This window comes from Sinomonas sp. ASV322 (assembly GCF_030908245.1).
Classification (GTDB): Bacteria; Actinomycetota; Actinomycetes; order Actinomycetales; family Micrococcaceae; genus Sinomonas.
The window spans coordinates 169,531-193,575 of the sequence record NZ_JAVFJJ010000002.1; the positions used below are offsets into that span (position 1 = coordinate 169,531).

Here is a 24,045-nt window from a genome sequence, read left to right on the forward strand (position 1 = left end):
ACGGCGGCTACGGGGCGTGCGGAGCGACGGGGGCCGGTCCTGGGCGCGGCGAGGGCACGGGATACACCTGCGACGGGACGTGTCCGGACCCGGAGGCCGCCTGCGCGGCCGCGGATCCAGCGCCCACCGCGACGAGCAGCACAATCGTGCACACGGCCGGCCATGCGTGCGCGTAGGGGCGGGCGCCGTCCGCCCCTACGCGCCTGTGCGATGCGGGGCGGAGCGCGGGGGGCAGGTGATCGATCCGGGTGCTCATGCCTTCACGGTAGGTATGGTCCGCAGCCGCGGGCATCGGCGGAACCACCAGACTTCGGTTCGCTGGAACCACGGATAGCGCGGTGCCAGCGCCGGGGGGAGAATGCGAGGCGTGACGAGCTTGCGCGCAGCGACGCGTCGTCGGATCTGGCTCGCCGCCGCGGCGCTGAGCCTCGCATGGGCGGTCGGCGGCGCGGCGATCGGTGCAGGCCACGGGTGGGGCGGCGACCATCTGCTTGAGTTCCTCTCCTGTCTCGCCTTCCTGCTGTCCGGCCTGTTCGCGATCCACCGACGATCCGGCAATCCGATCGGCGTGCTTCTGGTCGTCTACGGATTCGTCTTCTACCTGGGCTTCTGGGCGAGCCTGTTCCCGCCCGTCCTCGAGGCGCTGTCGGCGGTCGCGGTCGGCGCCGCCAATGCACTGCTCGTGCACATCGCCGTCATCTACCCGACCGGGCGTGCCGTGGCGCGGTTCGGGCGTGTGCTGACGTTCGCGGTGTACACGTGGAACATCACCTTGTACGCCGCCCTGGAGGTGACGCTCGACCGGTCGCCGTGGCAGTGCGACGCGAGCCACTACTGCCGGGCCACGCTATCGCTCTGGCTCTGGCCGTCAGCGGACATCGAGCGGACGGTGTGGACGTTGCTCAACGCGAGCACTCCGATCATTGTCGCCCTCATCGCGCTCGCGCTCCGGCAGCGGTGGCGGTTGTCTTCCGTGGCCGAGCGGGCTGGTCTGCGTCCCTCGTGGATCGCGCTGGTCGTGCTGGGCGGCGCGACCTCCGTGAAAGCAGTCGGAGGCCTCATCCACCTCTCCGACATGTGGGCGCGAACGCTCGCAGACCTCCAGGTGCTAGCCCAGCTCGCGGCACCGATCGTCATCGTGTACGGGCTCGTGCACTCCCAGCTCGCCGAACTCGCGCGGCGGAACGCGGAACTCGCCGAGACCGTCCAGGCGCAGCTGCTGGAGGTGCGCGCCTCACGAGCGCGCATCGTGGCCGCCGGCGACACCGAACGGCGGCGCGTCGAGCGCGACCTGCACGACGGCGCCCAGCAGCGGCTGCTGTCCGTCATCGTGGCCCTGCGCGCAGCCGAGCGCAAGGCCCTGGCGGGATCCCCCGGCACGGCGGCGATGATCGCGCAAGCAGGCGATGAACTGCGGGCGGCCATCGAGGAGCTGCGCGCGATCGCCCGCGGCATCCATCCTTCGATCCTCACCGATGCCGGACTCGGACCCGCGGTGCGCGCGCTTGCGGATCGCTCTCCCATTCCAGTAGGCGACCTGCAGGTGCCGGCCGGGAGGCTGCCCCCGACCATCGAGGTGACCGCATACTTCGTGGTGGCAGAGGCGCTCGCGAATGCCGCCAAGCATGCGCAGGCTGCGACGGTCGCGATCCGTGTCGAGCGGAATGCCGGACTCCTGCATGTCGTGGTCTCGGACGACGGCGTCGGCGGTGCGGCCTTCGCCCGGGGCTCCGGCCTTCGCGGCCTTGCCGATCGCGTGGCCGCGGTCAGCGGCGGGCTCGACGTCGTGAGCGCGCCCGGCGCGGGCACGGTCATCCGCGCGACGATTCCGCTCGCCGAGGCGGTGCGGGCATGAGAGTCGTGATCGCGGATGATGCCCCGCTGTTCCGGACCGCGGTGGCGCACCTGCTGGCCGACGCCGGGGTCGAGGTCGTCGCCCAGGCGGCCGATGTGCCCACGCTCGTCGCGGCCGTCGAGACGCATCGGCCCGATGTGGTCGTCGTCGACGTGCGGATGCCGCCCACCTTCACCGTCGAAGGCTTGGAAGGCGCCCGCATGCTGCGCAATGCGCACCCCCGGCAGGCCATCGTCATGCTGTCGCAGCACGTCGAGTCGCATTACGTCGCCGAACTGCTGCGCGACGGCGCTGCCGGGCTCGGCTACCTGCTGAAGGAGCGGGTGGCGGACGGCGACGAGCTGATCGAGGCACTCGAGCGGGTCGCGGCAGGCGGCTCGGTCATCGACGCTGCCGTCGTGGAGGCGATGCTCTCCGCCGCGACCGCGAACGACCCGCTCGCGACACTGAGCGAGCGCGAGGGCGAGGTCCTCGAGCTCATAGCCCAGGGCCGCTCGAATGCGGCGATCGCCCGGCGCCTGTTCCTGACCGCCCGCACGGTGGAATCGCACATCCGCAGCATCTTCGCCAAGCTCGGACTGCCCGAAGAACACGACGACAATCGTCGAGTGCTCGCGGTCCTCACGTATGTGCGGCGGCCGAGGCGCACGCACTGAACGCGCTCTGGTGCCGCTGTCACAGCGGGAATCGGAGATCCCCCGGCACGTGGCGGAGGCCTCCACGAACCCCGAGATCGCCGAGCTGCCGTACGGGTCCGAGCGCACCGTCGAGCACCATGTGCGCGGCATCCTCCACAAGCTCGTCTTGCCGAACCGCGCCGCCAAAGCTGCGTGGGTTGTACGTTCCCCCCGGTATGAGCTCCGTGCACGGCGGGCCGGAAACGCCCGCTCCTCGCGAATTGCGTGTTTCCCCCGATGCGCGGGCCGGGGGAACGCGATGCTGAGCTCGAGCGGTGCCGCATCAGAACGGCGCCACCCGAACGGAGCAGGGAAGCGCAGGGAGTGCGTGATTCTTAAGCGCGTTTGAGGGAGCCGCTGCGAGCCTCGATGCGTGCCACATCGATCAAGCGCCACGCGTCGACGACAACATGTCGCTCGGGCCCGTCCGACTCGGTGCGCATGCAGATCCTCGCAAATTGCGTAGTTCCACGGATGTGCGCGGAATGAGGCAATCGTATCGTCGGAGCAAAGCGGAAGGAGAGTCCCCATGGATGCAAGAAGTGTCGCCCATTGGTTTCTGTCCAGGCGGACGACGCGCAATACAAGAACCATTCTGGGATGTGCCGCTGCCACAGCGGTTCTGGCGGTGTCTGCCTGTGCCGTTCCAGCTCCGGCTCCGGCACCCTCCTCGAGCGTACCGACAACATCCGCCGCCCCGACGGGGTCCCCCAGCCTGTACGCTTACACGTCCAAGGACTTCTCGGTTCCCCTCACGCTGAAAGTGGATCGCATCCTGGGCACTGCTCCCGGGCAGGACACACCGGGACTCCTGACTTGGACGTCGCAGGACAACGGTGACAGCCGAATCCGGTTCCTGGTACCCGTTGAGGTCTACCCTCCCGGCGGTACCGCGGCCGTGCCCCCGCCGGAAGACTTCATCGGATACATCCGCAGCCTCGCCGGCCACGGCGCGGTGTACACGGACCAATCAACCCTGCAGATCAATGGAGCCGAAGCCATCATGATGACGGCCACCACCGCGGCTCCCATGGACGGCTCCCTCGGCTGTCCGGCGACAGGGCTGGACAGAACGGAACAATGTTTCGGCCTGCAGCCGGACTACACGCTTCGGCTCGCAGCCATGAAAGTGAACGGAAAGCCGCTCCTCGCGTGGGCACGCACTGACAATGCCCGTCCGGACAAGGACTTCTTCCCCACCTTCGAGGCGATGCTCAAGACAGTGGGCTTCCGCTGAGCCCGGCCATCCTTTCCATCCTCGCCGTCAAAGGACAAAACCTCGCATGTGTTGCTTTCGACCCGGGGATCGTTTGAGCAGACAAACACCGGCTCACGAGGCTCGTCGGGGGAATCAACTTCTGAACCCATACCAACGGCCACTGCATCAAGGGAAAGACCATGCGCGTTCACAGTTCTCCTGACATGATCCTCGTGGTAGGCGGCACGGGCCGTTTGGGATCGCGACTTGTCGCGGGGCTCGGGTACGACGGCAAACACGTTCGCATCATGGCCCGAGGCGCCAACCATCCGTTTCCCGGGAAGGCGGGCCACGGCGTCGAACTCCTCCGCGGCAGCCTCGCCTCGCGGGCGGACTGCGAGCACGCTGTCGAAGGCTGCCGGCAAGTGGTGTTCGCCGCGTCAGGCTTCGGCCTTAAAAGGGGCGGCACCCCTCGCAGCGTGGACCGCGGCGGCGCGCGGCGGCTCGTGGACGCAGCCGCCGCGGCCGGCGTCGAGCACATCGTCATGATGTCGATGCACGGCGCCGCGCCCGACGCTCCCCTCGAGATCCTCCGGGCGAAGCACGCCGCAGAGGAGTCCGTCAAGGCGTCGGGCCTGGCGTGGACCGCGATCCGGATGGGCTTGAATCTCGATCAGTTCCTCGCCTCGATGAGCGAACCACTCGAGACCAAGGGCAGGGTCCTAGTGTTCGGCTCGGGCCGAGCCCCTGTGACGTTCACCTCGACCGCGGACGCATCCTCAGCGGTCCGGCGCGCGCTCGCCGACCCGGCTCTACGCGGCAAGACCATCGAATGGGGGTCTGAGACACACACGCTGGGCACGCTCGCCGACGCGATCCTGGCCAACGCTGGCCACGGATCAATCCTGCAGATCCCCGTCGTGGCGCTGCGGGTCATGGCCGCCGTCTCACGCCCGTTCTCACCGTTCACGGCACGCATGGCGGCGGCCGCCCTCTGGATGGAGTCGGGCTCCGCGGCCTTCGATCCAGCACCAAAGCGGGCAGAATTCCCCGATATTCCGGTCGCCGGGCTGCGTCAGAGTCTGCCCCCGCTGGCCGGGTCACGAGGCACGCGCGGCTGATCGGCGTCGGAATAAGAGCTGACCGGTGCGGCGAAACCGGACTGCAGAGGCCCAACTCGAAGGAGGATGCCTGCGGGAATGGACCCGCCGGCCCAAGTGGGCCGCCGTCGCGATGTCCGCATGATGCACGCCGGCGGCCCCGGCCCTTGAGGGGCTCTGCGCGGCCGCGCCGTTGAAGTAGCCGAGCCGGTTCAGGTCGTCCTCGCTCCCGCCGACGCTGCTCCAGCCGGGCAGGCAGAGGGTTAGACGGTGCGGCCTGACGGTGTTGTTGGCGCCAACAGGCTGGGCTACGCGACGTCCCTCGAGGCACCCTTTCCGGCAGCCGCAACCCTCCCTGCCGTCCCCGGAACGGCCGCCGCGGCCAGGGCCGTGGCCGCGAGCACGACGGCGGAGACCACGATGACGCCCCGCGCCGCGTCGACGAATCCCGTCGGGGTGAGCGTGCCGCCCCACGTCGTGAACAGGGTCGTCGAGACGGCGATCCCGAGCGCAATGCCGACCTCACGGAGCGTCGCGTTGGCTCCGCTCGCCTTCGCGTGGTCGTGCTCGGGCAGCGTGGCGAGCAGCGCCGTCGAGAGCGGGGCGAACACGAGACCCATCCCCACGCCCGCGAGGACGAACGGCGGAACGAGCGCCGGGTAGTCGACCCCGCGGCTCAGCACGACGGCGATCCAGGCCAGGCCCGCTGCCTGCAGGGCGAGGCCGACGGCGATGGGCGGCCGCGCGCCGATCCGTGAGACGAGCAGGCCGGCGGCCGGCGCGACGACCATGGGGGCGAGCGTCCACGGGGCCGTCTTCCACGCCGCTTCGAGCGCCGTGTTGCCCTGAACGAGCTGGAGGAACTGGATGAGGATGAAGATCGCCCCGAACATCCCGAAGCTCATGCCGAAGCCGAGGATGTTCGACGCCGTGAACGGCCGGTTGCGGAACATGCCCAGCGGAAGCAGCGGGTATCGGGCGCGCGACTGCCACCCGAGGAAGAGGACCAGGAGGAGCCCGGCGCCGACGAGCCACAGGATGGTCTCGCTCGCGCCCCAGCCGATCGCTCCCCCGCGGATGATCCCGTAGACGAGCGCGACGGTCGCGCCGCTTCCGAGGAGGGCGCCGACGACGTCGAGGGGTTCCCGTGCCCCCTTCGCGTTGGGGAAGACGAAGCGTGCGAAGGCGACGGCGACGACGCCGACCGGCACGTTGATCCAGAAGATCGCCTCCCACGGCCAGGTGCCGAGGACGAGGCCGCCGATGAGCGGGCCGACCGCGACGCCGAGGCCCGAGATCCCGCCCCATACGCCGATCGCGATGCCGCGCTTCTCGACGGGGACGGCGCCCGTGATGAGCGCGAGGGAGAGCGGGACGATCGCCGCTCCCCCGATGCCCTGGACCGCGCGGGCCGCGATGAGCTGGCCCGGGTCGGTGCTGAGCGCGGCCAGCGCGGACGCGACCGTGAAGAGCGCGGTCCCGCCGAGGAACACCGTGCGGCGGCCGATGCGGTCGCCGATGCCCGCCGCGAGGAGGATCGCCCCGGCGAACGCGAGAGTGTAGGCGTTCACAACCCACTGGAGTTCGTCGATCGTAGCGCCGAGGCTCGTGCGGATGGTGGGGAGGGCGTTCGTGACGATGAGGTTGTCGAGGGTCGCCATGAACATCGGGAGGGAGGCGGCCGCGACGACGGCCCAGACGGGCCGCGCTGTGGTTCTGCGGCTCGTAGGGCGGGAGGGGCGGGAATCGAGGATGGCCATGATGACTCCTTGGGAGCATGAAGCCGGATGGGAGTAAGTAATCGATCGATTACTTACAAGCTAAGTAATCATCCGATAACATGTCAAGCATGGAGATCGACGAGGTTCCCCGGACCCGAATGCCCGCCGCCGAGCGGCGCGAGCTCATCCTGCGCGATGCCACCGCGGTCTTCGCGTCGAACGGCTATGGGGGGACGACGACGGACCTCGTCGCCCAGGCGGCCGGCGTGAGCCAGCCCTACGTCGTGCGGATGTTCGGCACCAAGGAGAAGCTTTTCCTTGCCGTGCTCGAGCGCGCCGAGCGCATCCTCGCTGAGACGTTCCGGGCCGCGATCCCAGGCCCGGACGGAAAGGAGCGGCGCGAGCGCATGGGCATGGCCTATGTCGGGCTCATCGCGGAGCGGGGCCTGCACCAGGTGCTCATGCAGGCGTTCCTGCTCGGGGGCGATCCCGTCGTCGGCCCTGAAGCGCGGTCATCCTTCCTGCGCATCTGGCGCCTCGCAATCGACGAGGCGGGCATGACCGAGGAGGACGCGCGGAGCTTCATTGCGAACGGCATGCTCATCAACACGCTCGTCGCCCTCCGCCTCGGCGATGCCTATGGGGCCGATCCGGACATCGACGCCATGTTCACGGTCGCGTTCCCCTGCAGCTTCGACGTCTTCAAGGACAACCTGCCGACGGCGGCCGAGCGGTACTAGCGGGTGGGACTTCAGCCCCTGCGCTCCGACTCTAAGCTCTCCCTTCCACTGACGCACCCTTTTCGCACCACGGAGCCAGGAAGCTGCTCCCCATCTCCGTGGTGGCCTTCGGCGGATAAGCTCCACGAGTTGAGCGAACACGGTGAGGAACGCTTTGGGGGACCATTCGATGAGGAATCGAAGCTTGCTGACAGACCTGAGGTCGGCACTCTTCACTGCTGTCCGGCGAGGGCCTCAGACGGTGTTGTGGCCGCCTTCGAACATCGGTGTCGGCAACCTGCTCTATTTCTGGCTCCAAGCGCACGCCAGACAGGAGCGGGGACAAGACGTCGTCGTTCGGTGGACCAACGCGATGCAACCTTGGGAAGGGCTCTTCCCGGAAATTTTCGAGAGCCTAGTAGCACGTGACCGCGACATCTCGTTCTTCAGCCCGCGCGACACGAGCAGCTATTTTCAAGAGTTCGGGGACGAGTTCACCCAATCCGAGCTCGATCGATTCATCGATTCCTTCGTACTGGGACCCAGGAGCAGCTTCCGGCAGCTCGTCCACAGCAATTCTGGCCACTACGATCTCACGGTCAACGTCAGGCGAGGTGACTACTACTCCGACCCGAAATATCGGGGAATCTACTCCTTCGACGTCGTCGAATACGTTCGCACGGCCTTGGAGGCCGCACGCGCGTCAGAGCCGATTCAGCGGATCCATGTCGTATCGGACGACATCGAGTGGTGCCGGGCCAAGCTGGACTGGAAGGCCGTCGCCTGTCCCGTCACCTACCAAGCTGAGGGATCGACCGTCGGAGAACAGCTGGCCGTATTGGCCGCCTCGCCTCGACTGATCCTGACCAACTCGACTTTCTCGTACTGGGGCGGCTACCTCAGCTCCCGAATCCACGGCACGGGTGGCACCTCGAACCACGGGAGAATTTGGGCTCCATGGTTCCACCGCCGCGACATCTACGGCGGCCGCGCACCACAGCTCGATCCTCGTTGGTCGACCATCAGAGAGATCCGAGGAGGGTGGGATGGCTGACGTCCAGGCCTCCGTCATTATTCCCGCGCGAAACGCCGCACGTACCCTCGGGATCCAGCTTGAGGCGCTGCTCGCTCAAAAGGGCGCGCCCCAATACGAAGTCCTGGTCGTCGATAACGCATCCACGGACGGCACTCCCGAAGTAGTTCGTGCGTTTTCTTCGCGGTTCCGGGCTCATGACCTTGCTGAGCTCCGTCTCGTGTCCGCTCCGGCACATCGCAGTGCGTCGTATTCGAGGAACGTTGGCGTTCGGTTCTCGCGTGCCCAAAAGCTGCTCTTCTGCGACGGCGATGATTGCGTCTCTGCCCATTGGGTGCGGCACGGCGCTGAACTGCTGGAGCACTGCGAGGTCTACTCGGGCACGGCGCTCTCGCTGAAAGACAAGCTGTTCCCCGACGATATCGCGAAGGTCCGTCAATGGCTCGGGGACGATTTCGAACTATGCCCTCTCGAGGACGCCCAGCGGGATGCGCCATTTCCGGTTCTTATGGGCGGGAACTTCGGCATCAGAAAGAGCTGCATGCTTGAACTTGGAGGTTTCGATCATTCCATGGGCTCTGCGGGAGAGGATAACGAACTCGCCTTGAGGATCCGGTCGTCGGGACGTCCTGTACTCACGACGGGCAGCGCAAGGCTCGCATACCGCGATCGAACCAGTCCTCGCGGGATCTTCAGGGCGGCACGTGCCGGAGGGAAGGCCCACGTTCTCAACGCGCTCCGATATGGGCTGTGGAGCGCATCTCCGGTTGTTGGTCATGGACGCTGGATCGGCGGGGTGGTCCACGCGTTCGCGGCGGCGGGAAAGATGCTCGTATTGCCCCGGAGCCGGGACTTCGAAGGGATTTCGGGACGCCTTGGCACGGCGATCGGCGCATTCGAGGGCGTTGTCATCTACCGGATCCTTGGACGCACAGGACGGCCAATGCTTGGCGTTGGCTTTTCGGGCAGCAACGAGTACGAAGTGGATCTCGCCTAGCCGGCTAGTTTCTGTCACCCGGTCCATGGCAGGCTCTCGCAGCCCGCGCCCACCCAGGCGCAGTGACGATAGGCTCGGTGGGTCCACCGCTCGCGACCTAGGACCGTCATGGCTCGAATCCGTTTCCCTGGTCCCCGCCGCCCGCTCGCCGTCGTCGCCGTCGCGGCCCTCGCCGTCGTCGCCCTCGCTCTCGTCGTCCTCGCCGTCGGCACCCTGGCATTCCAGGCACGCTCGGCGCACAAGGCGGAGACCCCGGCCGCTCCCGCCCAAACCCCGGCTTCGGACCCGTATCGCCCGGCCTTCCACAACGCTCCCGCGGCCCACTGGATGAACGATCCGCAGCGGCCGATCCTGATCGACGGCGTGTGGCATGCCTACTACCTCTACAACGCCGATTACCCCCACGGGAACGGCACGTCCTGGCGGCACATGACGAGCACCGATCTGGTCCATTGGAAGGACGAGGGAACGGCGATCGAGAAGTTCGCGAACGGGCTCGGCGACGTCGAGACGGGCAGCGTCGTCGTCGACGTGGACGGTTCGGCGGGCTTCGGCAAGGGCGCCCTGGTCGCCGTCGTGACCCAGCAGCTCGACGGCGTCCAGCGGCAGTCGCTCTTCGCCTCGACGGACGGCGGGCGCAGCTTCGCAAGCTACGGCGGCAACCCGATCATGCCGAATCCCGGCGCGAAGGACTGGCGTGATCCGAAGATCATCCGCGACGACGCGCACGGCCAGTGGGTCATGGCCCTCGCCGAGGGGCACAAGATCGGCTTCTACACGTCGAAGGACCTGCGCGCGTGGAGCTATGCATCCGGCTTCGAGACGCAGGACCTCGGCGTCCTCGAGTGCCCCGACCTCTTCGAGCTGAACCTCGACGGCGATCCGCAGCGGCCCCGCTGGGTCCTCATGGCGGGCGCGAACGGCGCGGCCGAGGGGCGCACGACGGGCACGGCCTACTGGACGGGAGCGTGGGACGGGACGCGGTTCGTCCCCGATGCCTCGGATGGCAGGCATCAATGGGCCGACGACGGACCTGACCTCTACGCGGCCGTCACGTGGGACGATCCGCGCCTGAGCCCCGTCGATCGGCTCGACTCGCGCTACCTCATGGGCTGGATGAACAACTGGGCCTACGCGGGCGGGCTCCCGACGGGCGATTGGGCGGGCGCCGATTCGATCGTGCGGACCGTCCGGCTCAAGACGGTCGACGGCGCCGCTCGCCTCACGTCTGAGCCCGTACCGGCGATTGCGGCCAGCGGGGGCTCCCCGCGGCAGCTCTCCGGAACCGTGATCGAGCAGGCTCAGCCGGGCGCCGGGGCGTTCGCGCTCGACGCCGAGCTCGAGCGGGCGCCCAGCGAGGGGACCGAGGCGAGCATCCAGCTCGCGAGCGACGGCAGGGTCTACGCGACCGTCGGCTACGACTTCGGTGCGGGCCGAGTGTTCGTCGAGCGGGGCCAGGACGCCTTCGCACGCTCGCCGTCGTCGTCCGCGCTCTCCTCGGCGGAGGCGACGTACCGCGCGGCGAGGGCCGCCACGGGCGCGCCGGGGGCGCAGCGTGTGCGGCTGCGTGTCTACGTGGACCGCTCCTCGGTCGAGGTGTTCGTCGACGACGGCTCACGGTCGTTGACGGCGCTCACGTTCGCGCCGCCGGGGGCTCGTTCGGTCCGGATCCAGGCCCCACACGGCTCGGTGAGCCTCTGGCCCACGGCGCTCGGACCGTAGCGAACGCGTCACATTCCGTGACTCGACAGATTTGCCGTTCGCGGGTACACGCGCGTGGGCATTAAGGCGTAAGCGCTTACGCAAAGTTTTCTGTTCTTGTCATCTCTATGTTGGTACATGTCAAACGAGGCCTCTACGGTGGGAGTGCGGATCCCGATCGGGCTCCGCGAAAGCGGCAAGCACGACGGCGTCCCGCGGCGCCTGTCGTCAGAGGCCGCCGGTGTGCCCCGCAATCCTTTGCCCCTTTTCAGCCACGAACTGTGAAAAGAGCACACCATGCAGAAAATGCAGGCCCCAGCGCGTCCCGCGGGACGCGGCCGACGGCGGGCGGCAGCCATCGCCGCAACCGTCGCCCTGACGCTCATGGCAGCCCCCGCTGCCTTCGCCCAGCCTCCGGCGGACCCGCCGTCGGTGGGCATGCCGGCCCCCACCCCGGGATTCCCCCTCCCGACCCAGCACACCCAGCAGGCGCACGACCCGGAGTCCGACTTCACCTCGAAGTGGACCCGTGCCGACGCCCGCCAGATCATGGCCCAGAGCAACCCGAACGTCGCCCCGGGCCAGAGCTCGATGAGCCCGAACGTCACCATGCCGGAGATCCCCCAGAACTTCCCGGCCATGAACGACGACGTGTGGGTCTGGGACACGTGGTCCCTCTCCGACATGAAGGGCAACCAGATCAGCTACAAGGGCTGGGACGTCATCTTCTCCCTCGTGGCCGACCGCCACGCGGGCTACACGTTCGACCAGCGCCACTGGAACGCCAGGATCGGCTTCTTCTACCGCAAGACCAATGCCGACCCGAACACGGCCAAGTGGAACTACGGCGGCCACCTCTTCGCCGAGGGCACCTCGATCGGCAACACCGAGTGGTCCGGCTCGACGCGCCTCATGGAAGGCGACAACGTCAACGTCTTCTACACCGCGACGACGTTCTACGACATCCCGCAGCGCAACGCCGGCGGCGGCGGAATCGCCCCCGACGCGGCCATCGCGAAGGCCCTCGGCCACATCCACGCCGACCAGGACAAGGTCTGGCTCGACGGCTTCGAGCACACCAAGCTCCTCGAGCCGGACGGCAAGCTCTACCAGACCAAGACGCAGAACGCCGGGTTCGCCTTCCGCGACCCGTACCCCTTCGTCGACCCGGCACACCCCGACAAGGTCTACATGGTCTTCGAGGGCAACACGGCCGGCAACCGCGGCTCCTACCGCTGCACCCAGTCCGACCTCGGATACCGCTCCGGCGACCCGAACGCCGAGACGCTCACCGACGTCAACACCCACACCGGCTCGTTCTACCAGACCGCCTCGGTGGGCCTGGCCGAAGCGGACACCAAGGATCTGACCCAGTGGCACTTCCTGCCGCCGATCCTCACCTCGAACTGTGTCAACGACCAGACCGAGCGTCCGCAGTTCTACATCCAGAACGAGAACGGCAAGAACAAGTACTACCTCTTCACGATCAGCCACCAATTCACCTACGCGGACCGCATGCGCGGCCCGGACGGCGTCTACGGCTTCGTGGGCGACGGCATCCGCTCGGACTTCCAGCCGGTCAACAACTCGGGCCTCGCACTCGGCTCGCCGACCGACCTGAACCTCCCGGCGAACAACCCGAGCGGCACCATCTCGGGCCAGCAGAACGGCCGCCAGTTCCAGGCGTACTCGCACTACGTCATGCCCGGCGGCCTCGTGCAGTCGTTCATCGACAACGTCAACGGCACCCGCGGCGGGACCCTCTCCCCGACCGTGAAGATCGACTTCAAGGGCGGCGTGACCCAGGTCGACCGCACGTTCGGGGCCAACGGGCTCGGCCCGTTCGGATACCTCCCGACCAACCTCCGGGTGGGCGGCGAGGGCCTCTACAAGTAATCCCCGGCGAGCAGGCCCCTGACGGGCCATCCCGCGCAAACAGTGAATCCCGCCCCTTCCCGTACTCGTGCGGGAAGGGGCGGGATTCGTGTGCTCGCGAGTCCGCGCGCTGACTACGCGGCGGGCACGTCCTCGAAGATGATCTGGTCGACGAGGATGTGGCCCCAGCTTGCCGTGCCCTTGTCGATGATCTGAATCTGGGCGTTTTGGCCGATGAGATCAGAGACGTTCCATGATGCCCACGCAAGGTGCTCGCTGTTCTGCCCCGTGGCGGTGCGGACCACTTGGCCGTTGACGACGAGGTTCACGGTCGTCTGCGTGTCCGCCTCGCCGCCCGCGGCGTTCGGGACGCTGCTGAACACGAAGTTGTCCACCATGATGTGGCCCCACGTGCCGGTCGCGTGGTCGACAATCTGGATCTGAGCCTTCTGCCCGACGAGCGTGTGCACGTCCCAGCTCACGTTGGACATCGTCGACGAATTCTGCCCGGTCGCCGTGCGGACCACCTGGCCGTTGACGAGGAGGTTCACGGCCGCAGCCCCACTAGAACCCCACGGATGGTTCCCGCCCGCGATGAGGAAATCGATGTAGTCGCGAGTGATCGTGAACGTCGGCGACGTGATGGCGCCCGTGGCCGGATCACCGCCCCCGACATACGTGTCGATGACCTTCGAGCCGACCTGGTTCGGGAGCGATTCCGTTGTCGGCCCGAGCCCCACGAAGCTGCCCGTCGCCGTCCACCCGGTACCCCACGTGGTCCCCTGGCAGTCGTTGAAGACGTCTGAGGGCCGCGGGTTGTTGCCCCCGCCCACGAGGAAGTTGACGTACGAGTGCCCGACGACGAACGACGGCGAAGTCAGCGTCCCGGTCGACGCGTCGCCACCGTTATAGCTGTTGACGAGCTTGTTCCCGAGGTAGCCCGTGACCGGCTGCTGGCCGGGGAGCGCCCCGGCGGCGGGCCCGGAACCGAAGGCGGTCCCCGTCGTCGTCCATGATCCGTAGGTGCTGCCCTCGAAGTCCGCGTATGGCGCCGCGGGGTTCGCCTGTTCTGTCACGTTGGCGTACTCGGTGATCGAGAGGTTCGAGAACGTCGCGCTTCCGCCGATCGTGAAGAGCGAGATGCCCGTGTCGTAGGACGTGAAGAAGTCCTGGTTGGAGAGCACTGTCCTGCCGTCGCCGACGAAGACCTCGACGCTTCCGTGGTCCACGAGGATCCGGAGGTGCACCGACGTCGTGCCGGTGGGCAGCGGCGCCTGGGACTGCTGGTACGAGCCGAACGAGTACGGGACCTGGTCCTGCGCCGAGCGGTCGACGTAGAGGTTGCCGTTGTACACGCCGATATTCGTGTGCCTGCTGCCGTCCTTGTTCTGGCCGATCGCAATGCCGACGTTGTTGAGGGCGGTCCAGCTGATGTCCGCGTCGAGCTCGTAGGCCGAACCCTGATACGAAAGCGGAGTGGTCCCGTTGACGATGGTGTCCGCGGGCTTCACGACCTTCGTCGCGTAGTTGGCGAGGTTCGGCGTCGGCTGGGAGAGGAGGCTGTACACGCCGCCGCCCTCGGACTTGAGGCTCATCTTCCGCACGATGGAGTTCTGTCCGTTGTAGCTGTCCGTCGAATCGGTCGGGACGGTGTGCGGCGCGTAGTGCCAGTTGTTCATCCAGCCGATGCCGAAGCGGGACGTGTCCGGGTTAGCGGCGTCGGGCCACGTGACGGCCGCGTACCAGTCGTAGCCCCAGTCGAGCCATTGCGGATCGGCCTGGTCCGGCACGAACGAGCTCCCGTTCCACGTGCCCGTCCAGTACGCGTACGTGTCCGGCTTGCCGCTGTAGTCGCCCTGCATGCTGCCGGCCATGATCCAGTGCGTTGTGCCGTCGTCGGCCTTCATCTGGAAGATGTCCGGGCACTCGACGCCGCCGATGTTCGGCGTGGTGTAGGAGAAGTCGGTCTGGTGGGTCCACGTCTTGAGGTCGGGGGACGTGTAGAACGCGATCTTCTGCTGGCGCCCGATGGCCGCGACCCAGTTCGAGTGCGTCGGATCCCAGACGATCTTGGGGTCGCGGAACCAGTTCGAGGCGTCCGGGTTCGCGATGACGGGCGCGCCGTACTGCGTGAACGTAGAGCCGCCGTCGGTCGAGTACCAGAGGTACTGGGACTGCTGGAAGGCGTCGCCATCCGTGGGCTGGGTTGCGAGGGCGACGACGGCGCCCGCACCGAAGCCGGCCGTGTTGTTCGTGTCGACGACCGAGGAGCCCGTCCAGACGGGGAAGTTGGTCTGGAGCGGGAGCGCGTCGCCTTGGTCGTTGAACACGACAGTGTCCGACGACGTCGCATGCCGCCATCCGCCGGGGCCGTTGTCCTGCGTGCTGTGCAGGTAATACAGGTTGTACTTGCCGTTGAGATAGATGGGCCGCTGAGGGTCACTCAGCCAGCCCTGCGGCGGGGTCATGTGATATGCCGCGCGCATCGGCGGCGGGACGATGCTTCCGACGGCACCGGCGCCCGGGAGGCTCGCCGTGACCAGGGTGGACGCGCAGATCATCATGAGAACGGCGAAGACGGCCGAGAATCTAGCCTTCTTCGATGGTTTCGTTGCCGAGCGGGCCATGCACACCTCAATCGTCGTCGATACAGGATGCTAAAGCGTTTGAACAAATGGGAGGCTAGAGCATTCCGCGCCCATGATCAAGCGTTTAACCAAGCGAGATTTGGGTGTGACTCGCGCCACCGCCGTAGACTGCGAGAACAATGACGTCGGATGAGGCAGTGGGTCGACGCGGCGACGCCGCAGAAGCGCCGGCACGGAAGAGATCAAGCCACCACGTGACCATGCGCGAGGTCGCGGAGGCCGCTTCCGTCTCCGTCGCCACCGTCTCCCTCGTCGTGAACAACAAGCCCGACGCGCGGATCGGCGCCGAAACCAGGCAACGCGTCCGCGACGCGATCCGCACCCTCGGCTACCGGCCCAACGCGCTCGCGAAGAACCTCGTGAGCGGCGGCTCGCGGTTCATCGGCCTCGTGACCGACGCGATCGCGACGACGCCCTTCGCAGGCCAGATCATCCACGGCGCCCAGGACGAGGCGTGGAAACACGGCTATGTGCTGCTCATCGCCAACATCGAGAACAACGAGGACGCCGAGCGCGAGGCCATCTCGATGATGCTCGAACATCAGGTGCGCGGCGTCCTGTACTCGACGTGGTACCACCGCGCGGCGGACGTGCCCGCGCCGCTGCGGGAGACCGACGTCGTCCTCGTCAACTGCTACTCCCCCGCCGCCGACGTTCGCGCCGTCGTCCCCGCCGAAGCCCAGGGCGGCAGGACGGCCACCGAACTCCTGCTCCGCGAGGGGCACCGGCGGATCGCGATCATCAACACGACAACCCCCTCCCCCGCCCACGACGGGCGGCTCCGCGGCTACCGCGAAGCGCTCGAGGCGGCCGGCATCGAGTACGACCCGGCCCTCGTCTTCGACGCCCAGCCAGATCAGGAGGGCGGGTACGCCGTCGTCGAGAAGGTGCTCGCCCAGAGCCCCACGGGCGTCTTCTGCCATAACGACCGCGTGGCCATGGGCCTCTACGACGGGCTCCGCGAGCGCGGAATCTCGGTCCCGAGGGACCTCGCGGTCGTCGGCTTCGACAATCAGGAGGTCATCGCGGCCCACCTGCGCCCGCCGCTCACGACCGTCGCGCTCCCGCACTACGAGCTCGGCGCCGCGGGCGTCCGCGTGCTGCTCGGGGTGGGCGAAGCGCCCGGCGCGGGCCGCCTCGAAATCGAGTGCCCCGCCGTCGTCCGGTCCTCGGTAGGCCCCGCTCTCTGACCACCGGGCGCCCTTCGCCGCTATGGGACCGCGGACCCGCGGCCCCATAGCGGGGAAGCGGCACCGGTGTATCAGGCTGCGCCACACGAGCTGCTGAAGAACTTTGCTAAAACGCTTGACCACCGCTTGTGACTCACCTTACAGTCATGGTGATCAAACGCTTTAGCAGATGGGACGTCGCAGCAGATGTCACAGCAAGTCTTCTTCCAGCCCGGCGACGGCGGATGGGTCGGGGACGTCATCCCCTTCCAGCACGACGGCGAATTCTGGCTCTTCTACCTCCACGAGCTCCGCGAGGACCCGAAGCCCGGCACTGCCTGGCACCTCGTCACGACGAAGGACCTCACCCAGTTCGTGGACCACGGCGTCTCACTCCCCCACGGGACCCCGGACGAGCCGGACTTCAACGCCTACACGGGCTCCGTCGTCCTCGACGACCACGGCGTCCACCACCTCTTCTACACGGGCCAGAACCCGCACCGGCTCGGTGCGGACGGTCTCCCCCTCCAGCTCGTCATGCATGCCACGAGCCTCGACGGCATGAAGACGTGGGCCAAGCTCCGCAACCTCACGTTCGGCGCGCCCGAGGGCTTCGAGAGCGCCGATTGGCGGGACCCCTTCGTCTTCCGCGACCCCGACGGCCTGTGGCGCATGCTCGTGGCCGCACGCCACAGCGACGGCCCCGAGCGGCGTCGCGGCGTCATCGCGCAGTTCGTCTCCCGCAACCTCATGCATTGGAGCGAGGCCGAGCCCTTCTGGGACCCGCGGCGCTACATCATGCACGAATGCCCCGACGTCTTCCAATGGGGCGAGTGGTGGTACCTCGTCTACTCCGAGTTCTCGGACTCATTCACGACGAGATACCGCATGGCGCAATCCCCCGACGGCCCGTGGACGGTTCCGGACCTCGACACGATCGACGGGCGCGCGTTCTATGCGTCGAAGTCGGCCGAGCGGGACGGCCGGCGCTTCTTCTTCGGCTGGATCGCGAGCAAGGAGGGCGCGGCCGACGACGGCGCCTGGCAGTGGGCGGGCACCCTCGCCGTCCTCGAGGCGCGCCAGAACGACGACGGGACGCTCGCCTTCGGCTTCGCGGACGAGCTCGTCGAAAGCTTCTGGGACGACATACCGCTCCAGTTCGACGTTCCGCTCCCCGCGCGCCTCGGCACCCCGGACGGCTACGGCGCACTCGTCTCCCACGAGGACCTCCCCGGCCAGTTCTACGCGAGGGCGGTCTTCGCGATCGACGCCGGGACGACGGAGTGCGGGCTCCTGCTCAGGGCGAGCGACGACGGCGACGAGTCGTACGTCCTGCGCCTCGAGCCGAAGCGGGGTCGCCTCGTGTTCGACCGCTGGCCGCGCCGAGCGACCGGAACCGGCCAGTGGGAGATCTCGGGGGACGTGCCCTTCGAGATCGAACTCGAACGCCCGTGCCCGCTTCCCCCGGGTGAGCACACTCTCGAGGTGATCGTCGACGGCGATGCGTGCGTCGCCGTCGTCGACCGTCGCGTGGCCCTCAGCACGCGGATCTACGACCGAACAGCGGGCCGGCTCGGAGCCTTCGTTGGGGAAGGCTCCGCGGCACTCGAGTCGCTCGTCGTCCGGAAACGCACTGACAACTGAACATCCGTCCCCCATAACAAGCAGCAATCGGCAGCACCGCAACAAGCACCCGGAATCAAAGGAGATTGACCCCCATGAAAAGAATGCTCAAGACTGCCGCGGTAGCCGCAGTCGCGGCCATCGCCCTCGCAGGCTGCGGCAGCAGCCCGTCGAGCAGCCCCACGAACGTGAGCCCGACCGGGCAGATCGTGCCCCGCCAGATCTCGTGGCTCCTCTCGCGCCCCGCGGACGGCTCGGTCATCACGATCATGAAGAAGCTCGCGGACGACTACGCGAAGGACCACCCCGGATTCTCGCTCAACCTCATCACGACGCCGGACCGGCCGTCCTACATCCAGAAGTACGAGACCCTCGCGGCGGCGGACAAGCTCCCCGAGCTCTTCGACACGGATGCGACCCCGTTCGCCCAGCAGCTCGCGAAGCAGGGCAAGATGATGGACGCGGGCAAGCTGCTCAAGGACCTCGGCCTCTACGACAGCTTCCGGCCCGCTGCGCTCGACTACCAGCGCTTCGACGACGGCTCGCTCTACATGGTCCCGATGCAGTTCGAGCTCGAGTTCTTCTGGTACAACAAGTCGCTCTTCCAGAAGGCTGGCGTCTCGGTTCCGGCCTCGCTCGACGACCTTCCCGCCGCCTGCACGGCCCTGCGCAAGGCCGGCATCACGCCGATCGCCCTCGACGGTCAGGACCAGTGGCCACTCGAGCGCTACGTCTCGTACCAGCCGTTCCGCGCGGCCGGGCCAGACTACGTCACGAGCCTCAAGAAGGCCCAGGCCAAGTTCTCCGACGCTCCCGGCCAGAAGGCCGTCACGTGGCTCGACGCGCTCGGCAAGGCGAAGTGCTTCTCCGACGGCTTCTCGTCCCAGGGCTACTCCGACGCGCAGAACGCGTTCACGTCCGGCCAGGCAGCCATGTACAACATCGGCACGTGGGAGCTCTCGAGCCTCGCGACGGACAAGCTGAACCCGTCCGTCCGCAACGACATCGACTTCTTCACGCTGCCGACCACCGCCGGCTCCGTGACGAAGGCGAACGAGTTCGTCTCCCCCTCGGGCATCGGTATGGCCGTCAACTCCAAGACGTATGACCCGCTCGTCGCCGACTTCCTCAAGTTCGCGCTCCCGAAGTACGCTGCCCAGTACGCCGCGACGGGCGCGCTCGCCCCGACGACGAACGTCCAGACGACCATCCCGGCCAACGCGACGCCGCTGTACAAGAAGGCGCTCGACAAGGCCACCGACCTTGGCACGAAGCAGATCATGCCGTGGGACACGCAGCTCGACCCGACGAGCAACACGCGCCTCCAGCAGGAGCTCACGCTCCTCGTGCAGGGCAACACGTCCCCGGCCGATTTCACGAGCACGATGGACAGCACCATCGCGCAGAACGCGCCTAAATTCTTCAAGTAGGCCCGACTTTGCCAAGAGTCGCGGCACTTCAGTAATTCCCGCCGGCGGGGGAGCTTCGGCTCCCCCGCCCGAAAGGCCCATCATGCTTCCCACCAGATCGAGGCTCTCGGTCCTCGTCTTCCTCCTCCCGCCGCTTGTCGTCTATGGCGCGGCCGTCCTGTTCCCGATCCTCCAGTCCCTCGTCCTGAGCTTCTTCTCGTGGAACGGGATCGGCGACATGGAGTTCGTCGGGCTCGCCAATTACGTGCACATGCTCACGCACGACGACGTGTTCTGGCGCTCGTTCCTCAACTCGCTCGGATACCTCGCGATCTGCCTCGTGCTCCAGCTTGGCGGCGCGCTCCTCGTCGCGAGCCTGCTCCTCTCGCTCCGCCGTGGGCGCGAGCTCGTCAAGACGCTCTACCTGCTCCCCGCCGTGATCTCGACGGTCGCGATCGCGTTCCTGTTCGAGCGGATCTACTCCCTCGACCCCGTGGGCCTGCTCAACCAGGTGCTCTCGTGGCTCGGCCTCGGGGCGCTCGAACGGCCGTGGCTTTCCGACGTCAACACCGTCCTCGCCGCCGTGTCCGCCCCCGAGGGCTGGCGGTTCACGGGCCTCTACATGCTCATCATCTACGCGGCCCTGCTCGCCGTGCCGCGCGAGCTTGAGGAGGCCGCGATCCTCGACGGCGCCTCGCGGTGGCAGCTCTTCACGAAGATCCGCTTCCCCTACATCCGGCCCGTGTGGATCACGACGACGATCATGGCCACGACGTACGGCCTCCGCGGATTCGACATCCCCTACCTCATGACCAACGGCGGTCCTGGCCAGTCGTCCGAGCTCGTGACCACCTACATGTACAAGACCGCGTTCACGAGCACCGACTACGGGTACGCAAGCACAATCTCTGTGTTCATCGTCGCCGAGTGCCTCATCGCCGTCGGCCTCATCGTGATGCTCCTGAGACGGAAAGGCGAGGCGTGATCACCCACCCAGCCCCCGCCGCGGTTCGCACCGCCGCACCGCAGCCCTCGCACGCGCCGGCGCGCCGCCGTCGTCCGCGCCTTACCTTGCACCGAACGCTGTCCCGCGCGATCATCGTCGTCATCGTCGTCGCGCAGGTCTACCCGCTCGCGTGGCTGTTCCTCACGAGCCTGCGCACCGAGCAGGACTTCGCCGCCGGCAACCCGTTCGCGCTCCCGAGCGCGCTCACGCTCGACAACTTCTCCCGGGCGTTCGCGACCGGCAACCTCGGGCTCAACATCCTCAACAGCTTCATCGTGACGATGGGCGCGAACGTACTCATCGTCGTGCTCGGCATGATGGCCGCCTACGCGATCCAGGTGCTCGGGTTCCGCCTCAGCAAGCTCGTGCGCGGCGTGTTCCTCATGGGCATCATCGTCCCGGTGCAGATCGCGCTCGTGCCGCTGTTCATCGACTACTCGAAGGTCGGGCTGCTCGACACGTACCAGTCGATGATCGTCCCGCTCGCGGGGTTCGCCCTGCCGATGTCGGTGTACCTGTTCTCGTCCTTCTTCGAGTACATCCCGCGCGAGACGTACGAGGCGGCGTCGCTCGACGGCGCCGGGCCGTACCGGATCTTCGGGCTCATCACGCTGCCGCTCTCGCTCAACACGGTCGTGACCGTCGTGCTGGTCAACAGCATCTTCATCTGGAACGACTTCATCTTCGCCAACACCTTTGTGCTCACCGAAGGGCTCAAGACGATTCCCCTCGGCCTCCAGAACTACATCGGGGCGATGGGCAAGACCGACTGGACGGCCACGTTCGCGGCCGTGTGCGTGACCGTGACGCCGCTCCTGCTCGTGTTCCTCGTGCTCAACAAGGCGATGATCCAGGGCCTCGAAGCGGGGGCATCCAAAGGATGAACCAGCCTTCGCGCCCCGCGACGCTCAAGGAGGTCGCCGAGGCGGCCGGTGTCTCGCCGTCGACCGTCTCGCTCGTGGTGAACAAGAAGAAGGACGCGCGGATCTCGCCCGAGACCCGCCGGCGCGTCCGGGACGCGATCCGGGACCTCGGCTACCGGCCCAACGCGCTCGCTCAGACGCTCGTGAGCGGAAGCTCGCGCTTCATCGGCCTCGTCGCGGACGCGATCGCGACCACCCCGTTCGCGGGCCAGATCATCCACGGCGCCCAGGACGAGGCGTGGAAGCACGGGTACGCGCTCCTCATCGCGAACACGGAGGGCAACGGGGATCTCGAGAACGACGCCATCACGATGATGCTCGAGCACAAGGTTCGCGGGATCCTCTACTCGACCTGGTTCCACCGGCTGTCGGAGGTCCCAGACGCCTTGCGCGAGGCCGACTTCGTGCTCGTGAACTGCTTCGCGACCGAGGACGGCGTGCGCGCCGTCGTGCCGGATGAGGCGCAGGGCGGCCGCGAGGCGACCGAGCTGCTCGTCCGGGCGGGGCACCGGCGGATCGCGTTTATCAACGCGACGATCCCCGCGCCCGCGAAGGACGGCCGGCTCGCGGGGTACCGAGCAGCGCTCGACGACGCCGGGCTGGCTTTCGACCCCGGGCTCGTGCTCGAGGCCTACCCCGATCAGGAGGGCGGCTACGGAGCCGTCGACGCGCTCCTCTCGCTCGGCGTGACCGCCGTCTACTGCTACAACGACCGCATGGCCGCGGGCCTCTACGATGGGCTCCGCGAGCGCGGGGTCTCCGTGCCGGGCGACCTCTCCGTGGTCGGCTTCGACAATCAGGAGGTCATCGCCGCGCACGTCCGCCCGCCGCTCTCGACCGTCGCGCTCCCGCACTACGAGCTCGGCGCCGCCGGCATCCGGATGCTGCTCGGGCTCGACTCGCCAAGCGACGGGGCCAGCCCCATCGTCAAGGTGCCGTGCCCCGCCGTCGAACGCGAATCGGTGGGCCCCCACACCCGGGCCGCCGAGTTCAGCCCGCCCCCAGCATCCCCGTGAGGCGCGTGGCTGTGCGCCCGGTCTATTCTTCGGCGGCTCGCTGAATGCCGGTGATCTGGGTGACCCAGTGAGCAGGATCGGCGACGACGAACCGACGCCCAGACAGGGAAACGGGGACGATGCGGACGAAGAACGCTTTGGCCCCGTACTGCCACGGGAACAGGGGAAGACCCAGGGCATCGAGGACATCCGTGGTTGCAAGGACCGGTTCGAGCCCACCTTTGACTACAACTGACCACGCTTCGCCGGTGACCCGTTCGATGGCGTCCACCTCAAAGGCCACACGCGCCCCGTCCAGCGACGCGGCGATCTTCGCGCCCGGGTCCGAGCGGAACACGAGCGTTCCCCGGTCTACGACGTAGTTCACCGGAAACATCTCGGGATACGCATCTCCCGCAATCGCGAGTCTGCCCACGACCGTCGTCCTCAGGCGATCCCAGCACTCCTCGCTGGAGAGCTCCCGCACCGGCGGATACCGCATCGGCTGCCCCGTCATAGGCCAGATCCTATACTCCGGCCCGCCGGCAACACAGGTTCGGGTGTATCCAATCTCGCCCGAGGGGCCTGACGATAATGTGACTGGCTTGGTCACATTCTGGTAAGTCGTTGACTTCATACTCGCCGTTTGGGAACAATCAAATTCCTTTATTTCACATCTAACAATGGGGAAATCATGAAATCTCTCGCAGTCCTTGTTCTGGCGGGCACCATGGCAGTGGTCCCGATCTCTGCCGCGAATGCCGCCGGGAGCAACAGCATCGCTTCCGGAACGGTTCGGGAGAATCTGGGAAGCCCCGCCGCCGACTGGACGGTAACCTTCGACATCGTCCATGGGCTGGGACAGGGCCACCATTCACTCGTCTCGATCACGCAGGGAAGCGGAGGGCCAACGAGCACGTTCGCGGGAACCGTCTGCTCCGGCACCTACACGGATCCCGTCCTTGGTGGGACCGATGTGTACGCCATCGGGCCGGTCGTGTCGGGAAACGAAATCTACGGAACGCCCTATGAAGCGTACGTAGTCCATGAAGGTGGCTCCCTGGGCGCCGACTATTCCTGGTCGATCCCGCAATCGCTGCCCGATCTGGCCTCCGCCCAGTCATTCTGCACGACCATCACCAGCATCACGCCAGCATTCCAAGTGGATTCGTCGAGCAATCTCGTCTTCCACAAATAGGCGGCGCTATCGCCGGTCGCACCCCGTCCGCAGGAGCTGACCACCGTGCCGAGGACGGCAACCAAACAGTCCGCGGGCTCGGTGCATCGGTGGTGCCCATGGGGGCAATGGGCACCACCCGCTTGCACAGGTAAAGGCATTGGGGGCCACGTCTGGTTTCACGAAGAACTCCATCGTGGTGAAGAGGTCCACATCCTG

General features: G+C 67.2%; 21 protein-coding genes. 17 read left to right on the plus strand and 4 right to left on the minus strand.

Going from position 1 to position 24,045, the window contains the following annotated elements; all coding sequences use genetic code 11:
* Positions 1-7 precede the first annotated feature (7 nt).
* On the minus strand, positions 8-256 hold the full coding sequence (locus tag RBS12_RS03400) for a hypothetical protein (protein ID WP_307964658.1): 249 nt from the start codon (positions 254-256) through the stop codon (positions 8-10).
* 111 nt (positions 257-367) lie between these two features.
* On the opposite strand from RBS12_RS03400, the gene RBS12_RS03405 reads away from it, so the two are divergent.
* The 5 genes from RBS12_RS03405 to RBS12_RS03420 all read left to right on the plus strand — a co-directional run bounded on the left by RBS12_RS03405 (position 368) and on the right by RBS12_RS03420 (position 4,851).
* Positions 368-1,855, plus strand: coding sequence for a histidine kinase (locus RBS12_RS03405; RefSeq protein WP_307964659.1), 1,488 nt, complete (start codon positions 368-370; stop codon positions 1,853-1,855).
* Positions 1,852-2,511, plus strand: a complete 660-nt coding sequence (locus tag RBS12_RS03410) for a response regulator transcription factor (RefSeq protein WP_307964660.1) — start codon at positions 1,852-1,854, stop codon at positions 2,509-2,511. Before RBS12_RS03405 ends, RBS12_RS03410 begins: the two co-directional genes overlap by 4 nt.
* A complete protein-coding gene (locus RBS12_RS20200; RefSeq protein WP_373886470.1) occupies positions 2,483-2,881 on the plus strand; it encodes a response regulator transcription factor in 399 nt (132 codons plus the stop codon). Before RBS12_RS03410 ends, RBS12_RS20200 begins: the two co-directional genes overlap by 29 nt.
* A 549-nt stretch (positions 2,882-3,430) precedes the next feature.
* Positions 3,431-3,769, plus strand: a complete 339-nt coding sequence (locus tag RBS12_RS03415) for a hypothetical protein (RefSeq protein ID WP_307964661.1) — start codon at positions 3,431-3,433, stop codon at positions 3,767-3,769.
* 161 nt (positions 3,770-3,930) lie between these two features.
* Positions 3,931-4,851 carry an NAD(P)H-binding protein gene (locus RBS12_RS03420; RefSeq protein WP_307964662.1) on the plus strand — a complete coding sequence of 307 codons (921 nt, stop codon included), beginning with the start codon at positions 3,931-3,933 and terminating at the stop codon, positions 4,849-4,851.
* A gap of 287 nt (positions 4,852-5,138) precedes the next feature.
* Here RBS12_RS03420 and RBS12_RS03425 read toward each other — a convergent pair whose 3' ends face one another.
* Complete coding sequence (locus RBS12_RS03425; RefSeq protein ID WP_307964663.1) at positions 5,139-6,590, minus strand: DHA2 family efflux MFS transporter permease subunit; 1,452 nt, start codon at positions 6,588-6,590, stop codon at positions 5,139-5,141.
* A gap of 89 nt (positions 6,591-6,679) precedes the next feature.
* Between RBS12_RS03425 and RBS12_RS03430 the strand changes: the two genes are divergently transcribed.
* From RBS12_RS03430 to RBS12_RS03450, 5 genes are all read left to right on the plus strand, one after another.
* On the plus strand, positions 6,680-7,291 hold the full coding sequence (locus RBS12_RS03430; RefSeq protein ID WP_307964664.1) for a TetR/AcrR family transcriptional regulator: 612 nt from the start codon (positions 6,680-6,682) through the stop codon (positions 7,289-7,291).
* A 184-nt stretch (positions 7,292-7,475) separates the two neighbouring features.
* Positions 7,476-8,324 (plus strand): alpha-1,2-fucosyltransferase, encoded by an 849-nt coding sequence (locus RBS12_RS03435; protein ID WP_307964665.1) that lies wholly within the window; start codon positions 7,476-7,478, stop codon positions 8,322-8,324.
* Positions 8,317-9,300, plus strand: coding sequence for a glycosyltransferase (locus RBS12_RS03440; RefSeq protein ID WP_307964666.1), 984 nt, complete (start codon positions 8,317-8,319; stop codon positions 9,298-9,300). Before RBS12_RS03435 ends, RBS12_RS03440 begins: the two co-directional genes overlap by 8 nt.
* Before the next feature lie 108 nt (positions 9,301-9,408).
* Positions 9,409-11,022: a glycoside hydrolase family 32 protein gene (locus RBS12_RS03445; protein ID WP_307964667.1), complete on the plus strand. Its 1,614-nt coding sequence runs from the start codon at positions 9,409-9,411 to the stop codon at positions 11,020-11,022.
* 285 nt (positions 11,023-11,307) lie between these two features.
* Complete coding sequence (locus RBS12_RS03450; RefSeq protein WP_307964916.1) at positions 11,308-12,897, plus strand: glycoside hydrolase family 68 protein; 1,590 nt, start codon at positions 11,308-11,310, stop codon at positions 12,895-12,897.
* 113 nt (positions 12,898-13,010) lie between these two features.
* Here RBS12_RS03450 and RBS12_RS03455 read toward each other — a convergent pair whose 3' ends face one another.
* Positions 13,011-15,503 (minus strand): GH32 C-terminal domain-containing protein, encoded by a 2,493-nt coding sequence (locus RBS12_RS03455; RefSeq protein ID WP_307964668.1) that lies wholly within the window; start codon positions 15,501-15,503, stop codon positions 13,011-13,013.
* Positions 15,504-15,643: 140 nt separating this feature from the next.
* Between RBS12_RS03455 and RBS12_RS03460 the strand changes: the two genes are divergently transcribed.
* From RBS12_RS03460 to RBS12_RS03485, 6 genes are all read left to right on the plus strand, one after another.
* Entirely contained in the window at positions 15,644-16,714 is a 1,071-nt protein-coding gene (locus RBS12_RS03460; protein WP_373886471.1) for a LacI family DNA-binding transcriptional regulator, read from the plus strand.
* A gap of 186 nt (positions 16,715-16,900) precedes the next feature.
* Positions 16,901-18,337: a GH32 C-terminal domain-containing protein gene (locus tag RBS12_RS03465; RefSeq protein WP_307964669.1), complete on the plus strand. Its 1,437-nt coding sequence runs from the start codon at positions 16,901-16,903 to the stop codon at positions 18,335-18,337.
* Between the two features lie 74 nt (positions 18,338-18,411).
* Positions 18,412-19,746, plus strand: a complete 1,335-nt coding sequence (locus tag RBS12_RS03470; RefSeq protein WP_307964670.1) for an extracellular solute-binding protein — start codon at positions 18,412-18,414, stop codon at positions 19,744-19,746.
* An 82-nt stretch (positions 19,747-19,828) separates the two neighbouring features.
* Positions 19,829-20,710: a sugar ABC transporter permease gene (locus tag RBS12_RS03475; protein WP_307964671.1), complete on the plus strand. Its 882-nt coding sequence runs from the start codon at positions 19,829-19,831 to the stop codon at positions 20,708-20,710.
* Positions 20,710-21,615 (plus strand): carbohydrate ABC transporter permease, encoded by a 906-nt coding sequence (locus RBS12_RS03480; protein ID WP_373886476.1) that lies wholly within the window; start codon positions 20,710-20,712, stop codon positions 21,613-21,615. Before RBS12_RS03475 ends, RBS12_RS03480 begins: the two co-directional genes overlap by 1 nt.
* The gene (locus RBS12_RS03485; RefSeq protein WP_307964673.1) at positions 21,612-22,670 is read left to right on the plus strand and encodes a LacI family DNA-binding transcriptional regulator; all 1,059 of its coding nucleotides are present in this window, start codon (positions 21,612-21,614) and stop codon (positions 22,668-22,670) included. Before RBS12_RS03480 ends, RBS12_RS03485 begins: the two co-directional genes overlap by 4 nt.
* Positions 22,671-22,692: 22 nt before the next feature.
* Here RBS12_RS03485 and RBS12_RS03490 read toward each other — a convergent pair whose 3' ends face one another.
* Positions 22,693-23,166: a pyridoxamine 5'-phosphate oxidase family protein gene (locus tag RBS12_RS03490; RefSeq protein WP_307964674.1), complete on the minus strand. Its 474-nt coding sequence runs from the start codon at positions 23,164-23,166 to the stop codon at positions 22,693-22,695.
* A gap of 177 nt (positions 23,167-23,343) precedes the next feature.
* Between RBS12_RS03490 and RBS12_RS03495 the strand changes: the two genes are divergently transcribed.
* Entirely contained in the window at positions 23,344-23,847 is a 504-nt protein-coding gene (locus RBS12_RS03495) for a hypothetical protein (protein WP_307964675.1), read from the plus strand.
* Positions 23,848-24,045: the final 198 nt, after the last annotated feature.